Annotated in this window: 8 protein-coding genes; 7 read left to right on the forward strand and 1 reads right to left on the reverse strand. The window is 52.5% G+C overall.

What is annotated here, in order from left to right; all coding sequences use genetic code 11:
* Positions 1-118: 118 nt before the first annotated feature.
* Entirely contained in the window at positions 119-364 is a 246-nt protein-coding gene (locus VIN66_RS03315; protein ID WP_331922662.1) for an EF-hand domain-containing protein, read from the forward strand.
* A gap of 83 nt (positions 365-447) precedes the next feature.
* Here VIN66_RS03315 and VIN66_RS03320 read toward each other — a convergent pair whose 3' ends face one another.
* The gene (locus VIN66_RS03320) at positions 448-1650 is read right to left on the reverse strand and encodes an anhydro-N-acetylmuramic acid kinase (RefSeq protein ID WP_331922663.1); all 1203 of its coding nucleotides are present in this window, start codon (positions 1648-1650) and stop codon (positions 448-450) included.
* Between the two features lie 200 nt (positions 1651-1850).
* Here VIN66_RS03320 and VIN66_RS03325 point away from each other — a divergent pair, with 200 nt between their 5' ends.
* The 6 genes from VIN66_RS03325 to cydD form a co-directional block, all read left to right on the forward strand.
* Positions 1851-4607 carry a TonB-dependent receptor domain-containing protein gene (locus tag VIN66_RS03325; RefSeq protein ID WP_331922664.1) on the forward strand — a complete coding sequence of 919 codons (2757 nt, stop codon included), beginning with the start codon at positions 1851-1853 and terminating at the stop codon, positions 4605-4607.
* Positions 4608-4754: 147 nt separating this feature from the next.
* Positions 4755-5615 carry a MurR/RpiR family transcriptional regulator gene (locus VIN66_RS03330; protein ID WP_331922665.1) on the forward strand — a complete coding sequence of 287 codons (861 nt, stop codon included), beginning with the start codon at positions 4755-4757 and terminating at the stop codon, positions 5613-5615.
* Between the two features lie 133 nt (positions 5616-5748).
* Positions 5749-7314 carry a cytochrome ubiquinol oxidase subunit I gene (locus VIN66_RS03335; protein ID WP_349257529.1) on the forward strand — a complete coding sequence of 522 codons (1566 nt, stop codon included), beginning with the start codon at positions 5749-5751 and terminating at the stop codon, positions 7312-7314.
* 1 nt (position 7315) lies between these two features.
* Positions 7316-8452 (forward strand): cytochrome d ubiquinol oxidase subunit II, encoded by a 1137-nt coding sequence (cydB, locus tag VIN66_RS03340; protein ID WP_331922667.1) that lies wholly within the window; start codon positions 7316-7318, stop codon positions 8450-8452.
* A 24-nt stretch (positions 8453-8476) separates the two neighbouring features.
* Complete coding sequence (cydX, locus tag VIN66_RS03345; RefSeq protein ID WP_331922668.1) at positions 8477-8590, forward strand: cytochrome bd-I oxidase subunit CydX; 114 nt, start codon at positions 8477-8479, stop codon at positions 8588-8590.
* The coding region (gene cydD / locus VIN66_RS03350; RefSeq protein ID WP_331922669.1) for a thiol reductant ABC exporter subunit CydD at positions 8556-10237 on the forward strand (1682 nt) is incomplete at its 3' end. The genes cydX and cydD, both read left to right, overlap by 35 nt.

Raw genomic sequence — 10237 nt, forward strand, 5'->3', positions numbered from 1 at the left:
AAGCTCTGCCTCAATTTTACCGTTCGCAGTAAGCCCGCCGTTAGCCTGCGGCATAGACAGGCTTTTCAGCGCGCAGTACACTGGGGCGGTAAATTTATTAACAAACAAGGTTATAGGTGTGAATACTGAAAGTTTGTCGCAGCAGCAAATCGCAGAGATAAAAGGTCATTTTGAGTTTTTCGACCGTGACGGCAATGGCCGTATTGATTTACCGGAATTTATTGAGCTGCTAACCACGTTGGCACCGAAAACCAAAGTGAGCCATGTGGAAGAAGGTTTTAAACTTATCGACAGCAATAACAATGGTTATATCGACTTTGCGGAGTTTCTGGCCTGGTGGCAGGACTGCTGGTTCGAATACTAAGTTGTTCAAATACTGCGTTTAACGTTTGCGGTTTGCTGCTTTTGCAATATCAGGCAAACCGCCCCGTCTGTTAACGGTACCACTTAATCCGCAAAACTGATCTTACCCATGGTGACACCCGGTATACCTTCGCGGGCGTTACTGAATTTCTGTTTACCGCCCACTAAACACTCATTGGCCAGTACCGCAAATAACACCGCTTCTTTGGCATCGGGGTTAATGCCCAGCTCAGCCGTGGTTTTAATGCTGACATCCGGCAGGGCCTGCTGAATCTGGCTCATCAGTAACGGGTTATGAATACCACCGCCGCTGGCGTAAATCACAAAGTTATCAAGCTGTGCGGTGGTTTGCTGTATTGCGCTGATAATCATATCAGCCGAGAAACGGTTTAACGTCGCCATAATATCGCCATGGCTTAACGCCTCTGTGCCTGATTGCTGCTGCGCTTTGGCCAGATAGCTTAGGTTAAACACTTCCGGCCCGGTGGTTTTGGGGAAATTAAGCGCGAAAAAACCATCCTGTTTTAATGCGTTCAGTAAAGGCTCACTCACGCTACCGGCTTTAGCCAGCGATGAGTCTTTATCGAAATATTTACCCGGGTAATGTTTTTGAATAAAGGCATCCATCATGGTATTACCGGGGCCGATATCACTGCTGAATACCGCTTCAGCGTCCAGCGTTTGTGGCAGCCAGGTAAAGTTAGCTATGCCGCCGATATTGAGCATAATGCGGTTTTCATCGCGGCTGCTAAACAGCAGGTAATCGCCATACACTGCCAGTGGCGCGCCCTCGCCACCGGCGGCAATGTGCTTTTGGCGAAAGTCGCTGATGGTGGTAATGCCGGTGGTGACCGCCAGATGATCGCCATCGCCTATCTGCAGCGTGGCGTTGCCATATTCAGCGATATTGTGCTGGCGTTTCGGGCAGTGAAAAATGGTTTGGCCGTGGCTGGCAATAATATCACCATCTGCGGCTTTTAACTGCCACTGTTCTAAACACTGATTAATCATCCGGCCATGCTCTATGCCTATCCAGGGGTTTAACAGCGTAACGGCCTGTAAGTCGACATCGCGTTTAGAAAACACCGCCTTAACCCGCTGTTTGTAATCGGCGGCATAATCTACCGTGGTAAATTGCAACAGCCTGATGCCCGTATCCAGGCCGTCACCGCAAAGCTCGCACAAGGCAACGTCCAGGCCGTCAAGCGAGGTTCCGCTCATCAGGCCTATTACCTTACGGCTGGGTTTAGCTGCAATATCAAATAACTGCTGAATATGGCTGTGCATAACAATTCCTTAAACACTGCTGTCGATAGGCAGCGACTTTAACATGAATAATTTATCCGACAATACATACATATTAACTAAATAAAATTGCAAAGCCAGCAACTCTGGGGTATATATTCATAAAAATACAAACAACAATGTATAAATAATTCATAAACCCTAACCGACACTATTGCGTTAGCAACAGGGAGTATACACAGATGACATCTTACCTCAGCAAACAAAATACCCGGCGCAACCTGCGCCAGGCTTCGAAACTGGCTCTGGCGGTAAACCTGGCTCTATTCAGCCAGTTAGCGCTGGCCCAACAGACTGATGCCCAAGCCGGTGCGGAAAAAACCGAAGTGATCACCATAACCGGTTCACGTATTGCCCGTACTGAACTGGTAGCATCAAGCCCGGTGGCTTCTGTCGATGAAGTACAAATCCAGCTTGACCGCGCGGTAAACGTTGAAGACATTACTGCCAAATTGCCACAGGCGGCAGCCGGAGCCAACGCCACAGGCGCAACGGTAGGTGACTCTTTAGGTTCATCCACTATCGACCTGCGCAGCCTGGGCCAGAACCGCACCCTGGTGCTGATTAATGGCACCCGCGCTGTACCGTTTAGTTTCCGTAACTCAGTTGATGTGAATATTATCCCGGCCGGCCTGATTAAACGTGTTGACGTATTAACCGGTGGTGCAGCAGCCGTGTACGGCGCCGATGCAGTAGCCGGCGTAGTAAACTTTATTATGGACGACAAGTTTGACGGTGTTGAACTGTCGGCCAGCTATGAAACCGCTGATGGCGGCGCTGAGAAATTCAATACCGAAGCGATTTTCGGTGGCGACATTGCCAGTGGCCGTGGTCATATTACCGGTTACGTTGGCTACTCTGAGCGTAAAGACCTGCTGGCAGGCGAGCGCAGCTGGGCGATGCAAAACAGCGGCAGCATTATCAATACCGGCGGTTTTTATACCGATGTTGCCTCAGGCAATAGCTTCGGTATCGACAATAACGGCGCGGTTACTGCCGGCCGCAACACAGTAAACGTCACCGGTGAGCGCAACCTGATCCAACCGATGGACCGCTTATCAGCCGGTTTATTCTTTGGTGTTGAATTAAGCGACTACGCCGAGCTGTATGGCCGTGGTATGTACGCCAAAGTGAAAGTAGATGGCGCCGGTGCAGCTGGCCAAACCCCGGTTACCGTAAACGAGCAGGTTACATTAACCGCTGACAACCCTTATATTCCGGCGGCTGCACGTGATTTAATTACCTTTGATGCCAACGGCAATGCACTGGTAAATGTTGAACGTAACCTGGGCCTGGGCCTGCAATACACCGCCGCCGTGCGTGAATCCAGCCAGTTCCAGCTGGGTTTAAAAGGCATTTTAACCGACAGCTTAAGCTACGATGTGTATGCGCAGTACGGCAGTACCGATGAAACCTCAACCATCTATAACAATGCCTACAAGATTAATAACAGCGGTGCCAGCCGCTTTGGCGCTATCGCCAACAGCAGCGACATTTTTGACCCGGCGCTGGATTTAACCAATTTTGGCGCCCCGCTACTGTATTCAAACCGCGAGCGTACGCAAAGCGTGTTGGCGGCAACCTTATCAGGCGATTCAGCCCCGCTGTTTGAACTGCCAGCCGGCGCAGTAAGCTATGCACTGGGTTACGAATACCGTAAAGAAACCGGTAAACAAACACCGGGCGATGCGTTCCGTAACGGCACCAGCTTTGCCTCTGTTGGTGTGTTTGATATGGATGCCGGCTTTGACAGCAAAGAAGTGTATGCAGAAGTCTTAGTGCCGTTACTGTTTGATCAGCCTTTCTTTGACCAGTTAGATTTTGAAGGTGCTTACCGCATTTCAGAGTACTCAAACACTGATGCAGAAAACACTTACAAACTGGGCCTGAACTGGGCAATTAACAGCGATGTGCGTATCCGCGCCAGCCACCAGACCGCATTCCGCGCACCAAACCTGGGCGAGTTCGCCAGCCCAATCACAGCGTTATCACTGGCCTTGTTTGACCAGACCAGCGATCAGTTCGTACCGCGGTTTGCCGGCCGCTTCGATGGTGACCCGTGTTTACTGGGTACCGGTAATGCCGAGCAGTGTGCCCGTTATGGTGCAGCCCCTGTCGGTACGCCGTTTGATGCCTCAACCGCCAGCTATACCTATGGTGGTAACCCTAACATCAAACCAGAGCAGGCAGAATCCACCACTGTGGGTATCGTTTATACACCGTCTTACCTGAATGGCTTTGACGTTACGCTGGATTACTACACCATCGAAATTACCGATGCTGTTAGCCAAATCCAGCCAGCTGCTGCACTGAAAAACTGTTATATCGATAACCCTGTTGCCGGTAACCCACTGTGTGACGCTGTACTGCGTGACCCGCAAACCGGTTTAATCAGCACCGCTATCGTTAACGACTTTAACCTGGCTGCGGTACAGCAGGACGGTATAGATTTAGCAGTAAACTATCGTTTTAACGCCCCTGAAGTACTGGGTGGTGCCATGAAGCTGAGCTACCAGGGTACGCTTATCACCAAGCAAACCAGGCAGAACAACGCCACTGTCGCGGCTATCGACTGTAAAGGCACCTTTGGCAGCGCCTGTTCGGGTGACTTTGCCAGCGTGCTGCAGGCAGACTACAAGCACCGCATGACACTGGACTGGAATCTGGACACCGTAGGTGTGCAGCTGGGCTGGCGTCGTATCGGCGAAGTTGAAAATGCCGCAGACCGTAGCATCAGCATCGGCGCGCAAAACTATATTGATCTGGCCGCCTCCTGGCAAGCAACGGACGAGCTTAGCGTAACAGCCGGTATTGATAACCTGCTGGACAAAGAGCCACCACTGCCGGCCTCAGGTGCTAACCACTTTAATACCGTAAGTGACTACCCGGTTCTGGGCCGCACTTTAGGTATTTCACTGCGCTACACCCCCGCGTTCTAATCCCGGACACGGTGTTTCCCGGCCTGTATTGCAGGCCGGGCTTTTCAATTTGCTCCTGTCATAATAAGCTGCTGACTATATCGTTTTTACCGTATCAGGCCGGATGGCAGAAAACTGTGCCTCTGACGCCATAAACAGGACGAATGGATGTCTGTACTTGATAAAATAAATGCCTTGCGTGAAAAACTGCCGCGCGCAGAGCAGCAACTGGCCGACTATATTCTGGCCAACCCGGACCATATCCGCGATATGCCCTCACAAATGCTGGCCAAAGCAGTCGGCATCAGCCAGGCAAGCGTGGTGCGCTTTACGCAAAAACTAGGCTATAAAGGCTACCCTGATTTTAAATTTGCCATCAGCGACAGCCTGCATCATCAGGTACCGGCTATCAGCGGCGACAAGCTGCACGGTGAAATTTCGCTGGATGATACTTTCAGTACCATGCGGGAAAAACTGCTGGCCAGTAAAATTAATGTGTTGCAAAAAACCCATGCTATTAACTCACAAACCAGTTATGAGCAGGCCGCGTTGTGGCTACGCACTGCCAAACGGGTGTTGTTGTGCGGTAAAGGCGGTTCGGCACTGGTGGCGAAAGATTTCTCATACAAGCTGCAAAAGCTCGGCACGGCTGCATTGGCCGAAACCGATACCCATATCCAGCTGGCCAATATCGCCAATTACACCGGTGAAGATGTACTGGTAGTGCTGAGTGAATCGGGCGAAACGCCGGACAGCGTAAAAATTACCGAACAAGCGGCGGCCAACGGTGTGCAGATCATCAGTATTACCGCCTACGGCAGCAACAGTGTGGCTAAACTGGCCGGGCTGAATTTATATACGGTAGCGGATGAAAGCTCTGCCCGGCTGTCGTCGATCCTGGCCCGTAATGCGCAGGAGCTGGTTATCGATACGCTGTTTATTCTGTTAACCCAAACCTGCCCGCAAGGCCGCAAAAAACTGGCAGCATCCAATAAAGCCGTCGACACCTTTTTAGCCCGAAAACGCTAGTACTTGCAAAACCGCTAATGTAGTGCGGTAAAAGCTTGATCCAGCGCATAAGTGTTCGCCGCGTTAGCTTGTATAGTGGTGTCACTGTACTACTTTGTAGGTACGGCTTCCCATTAACCTGCTCACGCGGAGTATGCAGATGGATATTGTAGACCTGTCCCGACTTCAGTTCGCCTTTACGGCAATGATCCACTTCCTGTTTGTGCCTCTTACTCTTGGCCTGTCATTTTTGCTGGCCATTATGGAATCGGTTTATGTGATGACCGGTAAAACCATTTACCGCGACATGACCAAGTTCTGGGGTAAGTTGTTTGGTATTAACTTTGCGCTGGGGGTCACCACCGGCATTGCGATGGAGTTCCAGTTTGGTACCAACTGGTCCTACTATTCGCATTATGTCGGCGATATTTTTGGCGCACCGCTGGCGATTGAAGCCCTGATGGCGTTCTTTCTTGAATCAACGCTGTTTGGCCTGTTCTTTTTTGGCTGGGACCGTTTAAGTAAAGAAAAACACTTAGCGGTCACCTGGCTGATGGCGCTGGCGACTAACCTGTCTGCGCTGTGGATCCTGGTTGCCAATGGCTGGATGCAGCACCCTGTTGGTTCGGTGTTTAATATCGATACCATGCGCATGGAACTGACCAGCTTTGCTGACGTGCTGTTAAACCCGGTGGCGCAGGTAAAGTTTGTCCACACCGTATCAGCCGGCTATGTCACCGGGGCCATTTTTGTACTGGCGATTTCCAGTTGGTATTTACTAAAAGGCCGTGATTTAGCCTTTGCCCGGCGCAGCTTTGCCATCGCATCGGCTTTTGGCCTGGCCAGTGCGTTGTCCGTGATCGTGCTGGGGGATGAGTCCGGTTACGAGCTCGGCGACGTGCAAAAAGTCAAACTGGCCGCGGTTGAAGCTGAGTGGCATACCCATCCGGCACCGGCCGCTTTTACCGTATTTGGTATTCCTGACCGCGAAGCCGAAAAAACTGACTACGCATTAAAAATACCGGCGGTACTGGGGCTGATCGCCACCCGTTCTCTGGATGAGGAAGTTACCGGGTTATCCGATCTGAAAAAGCAACATTTAGAGCGCATTATCCGCGGTCAGGAAGCTTATGTATTGCTGCAGCAATACCGCGCTGGCGATAAGTCGGCCGCCACGGCTGAGCGCTTTAATCAGCTGAGTGACGATTTGGGCTACGGCATGTTACTGACAGCCTATACCGATGATGTCGCCAATGCGACTAATGAGCAGATTGCCCAGGCAGTGGAAGACTCTATCCCGGCGGTAGGCCCGCTGTTCTGGAGTTTCCGCCTGATGGTGGCTTGTGGTGTCTCAATGTTAGTGCTGTTTACGCTGGCATTCTGGCACAGTGCGCGGCGCACGGTGCAAAAGCCCAGATGGCTGCTCAGATTTGCGCTGTTCAGCCTGCCTCTGCCCTGGCTGGCCAGTGAAGCCGGCTGGTTTGTTGCTGAATATGGCCGCCAGCCCTGGGCTATAGGTGAAATTCTGCCAACCCATATGGCGGTGTCACAGCTGACGGTAACAGACATCTGGATCAGCTTAGGCAGCATAATGGTGCTGTATACCATCTTTGTCATCATCGAAATGTGGCTGATGACCAAGTACGCCAGGCTCGGGCCTTCCAGCCTGCATACCGGTAAATATGATTTAGAAACCCCAGCTGGCGCGAAGGAGGCATAACATGGATTACGAAGCACTACGGTTTATCTGGTGGCTGTTAATTGGTGTGTTACTGATTGGCTTTGCCATCACCGATGGTTTTGATATGGGTGTTGCAGCCCTGCTTAAAGTGATAGGTAACAGCAATGATGAGCGCCGGGTGATGATCAATGCCATAGCGCCGCACTGGGATGGTAATCAGGTATGGCTTATCACTGCCGGTGGCGCTTTGTTCGCCGCCTGGCCTACCGTTTATGCGGCATCGTTCAGTGGTTTTTACCTGGCACTGATGCTGACATTATTCGCCCTGTTCTTACGGCCTATTGGCTTTGAATACCGCGCCAAAATAGACAGTGACACCTGGCGTAACCGCTGGGACTGGGCTTTAACGGCAGGCTCTGCCATACCGGCACTGATTTTCGGCGTGGCCTTTGGCAACCTGCTGCAGGGGGTGCCGTTTCACTTTGACGATATTCTACGCCTGCACTACACCGGCAGCTTTTGGGCGCTGTTAAACCCGTTTGCACTGCTGGCCGGCGTTCTTAGCCTGCTGATGTTTGTTAACCACGGCGCGGCTTACCTGCAACTGAAAACCGAAGCCGATTTAAAACAGCGCAGTGAAAAGTTAGCGACCTTAACGTCGCTGGTATGTGCTGCGGTGTTTGTATTAGCCGGGGTTTGGTTGTACTTCGGCATCGACGGTTATGTGGTAAACAGCGTCATTGATACCAATGGCGCCAACCGTACTACAGAAAAAGCCGTGGCAATGGTCAGCGGTGCCTGGTTTAGCAACTATGGCAAATGGCCACTGCTATGGCTGGTGCCGACGCTTGGTGTAGCCGCGTTTTTACTGTGCGCGCTGGCCAGCAAAGGCCAACGCCATGTATTGGCCTTTATCAGCTCATCAGTTGCTATGGCGATGGTGATCTTAACCGCCGGTATCAGCATGTTCCCGTTTGTGATGCCGTCAAGCTCAATGCCGGCGCACAGCCTGACCATGTGGGATGCAACTGCCAGTGAAACCACACTGATGATCATGCTTGTGGTGGCCTGTGTCTTTGTGCCGCTTATTCTGGCTTACACCGCATGGAGTTATTTTGTCATGCGTGGCCGCTTAAACGAGCAGCACATCCGTGACAACAGCCATTCGCTGTACTGATAACCGACTAAGAAGGAGCCAATTATGTGGTATTTTGCCTGGATTTTAGGGGTATTACTGGCCTGCTCATTTGGCATTATCAACGCCATGTGGCTGGAGTTAAATGGCTACGAAGGCGAGGAAAACCAAGCTGACTAGCCCAAACCACGCCGGTACACAGCTAAAACAGTTGTTACGCCCACAGCAGCCTGCGTTATTTGCTGCTCTGGGCCTGGCGGTTTTAGCCTGCCTGTTATTTATTCTGCAAAGCTATCTGCTGTCGGTACTGTTTGCCAGTTGGCTAACCGGCAGCAGTGCGCTAAACCCGCTGAACACTGACGCTGTTGCACTACTGGGCACACTGCTGCCCTGGCTGGCGCTGTGCCTGTTGGGACGGCCGTTATTACAATATGGCCGCGAGCAGCTAAGCCTGCGTGCCAGCCAGCAGATACGCGTTGACCTTCGCACCACTTTGCTGGATAAACTGGCGCAAGCCGGGCCAGGCAAAAGCCGGTATGGCAGTGATGGCAGCTTAAGCAGCGCCGTGCTGGAGCAGGTAGATGCACTGGATGGGTTTATCAGCCGTTATTATGTGCAGCGTTATCTGGTGCTGATCACGCCGTTGCTGCTGGTGACAGCAACCTTTGTCTACAGCCCACTGGCAGCGGTTATTCTGCTTATTACCGCGCCTCTGGTGCCGGTCTTTATGGTGTTACTTGGCAATGCTGCAGCCGCCGCCAGTCAGCGCCAGCTGCAGCAGCTAAGCCGCATGAGTGGCCGCTTTCTTGATCTGGTACGCGGCGTCAGCACCTTGCAACAACTGCAAGCCACTGAGCGGGCCAGTGCGACAGTAGCCAATGCAGCCGGGCACTATCGTGACAGCAGTATGCAGGTGTTAAAGCTGGCGTTTTTATCCACTGCCGTGCTGGAGTTTTTCTCGGCGCTGGCGATTGCCCTGCTGGCGCTTTATCTTGGGCTGGGGTTACTGGGTATTTTGCCCTGGGCCAAAGGTGAGATCCCGGTTCCGTATCAGGGCGCGCTGTTTATTCTGCTGCTGGCACCGGAGTTTTATGCGCCGCTACGCCAGTTAGGAAGCGACTATCATGCCAAAGCGCAGGCTGAAGCAGCCATTACTGAACTAACCCCAGTGCTGCACAGCCATAGCTGGCAACATCCGGGCTCGCAGCGGCTGACGCTGCAAAGCGCCCCTCAGTTAAGCGTTGAGCAGCTGCAAATCATCAGCGATGATAACCGCCAGCGGCTGGCACCACTGAGTTTCTCATTGGCTGCGGGTGCGCGTGTCGCATTACAGGGCCCCAGCGGGGCCGGTAAATCCAGTGTGTTACATGCATTACTGGGGTTTGTGCCCTATCAGGGCAATATTGCTGTCAACGGGCTGTCGCTGCAACAGCTGGAACGCGCTCACTGGCAGCAGCAACTGGGTTATATGGCGCAGCACAGCAGCATTGCTGCCGCCAGCATTGCCGATAACCTGCGCCTTGCCGCAGCCGGTGCTACCGACGGCCAGCTGATCAGTGCTCTGCAACAGGTAGAGCTTTGGCCACTAATTTGCCAGCTGCCACTGGGCCTGGAGACGCCACTCGGTGAGCGCGGACTGGGTTTATCCGGTGGTCAGTTGCAACGGCTGGCGCTGGCACAGCTGTTATTGCAGGATACTAAGCTTTGGCTGCTGGACGAGCCAACCGCTCATCTGGACGCCGCCACGGCGTACAGGCTGCATCAGCTGATCGGCCAGCTAAGTGCGGGTAAGACGCTGATCATCATTAGCCACCAGTTACATGGTCT

This window comes from Rheinheimera sp. (assembly GCF_036568245.1).
Classification (GTDB): Bacteria; Pseudomonadota; Gammaproteobacteria; order Enterobacterales; family Alteromonadaceae; genus Alishewanella.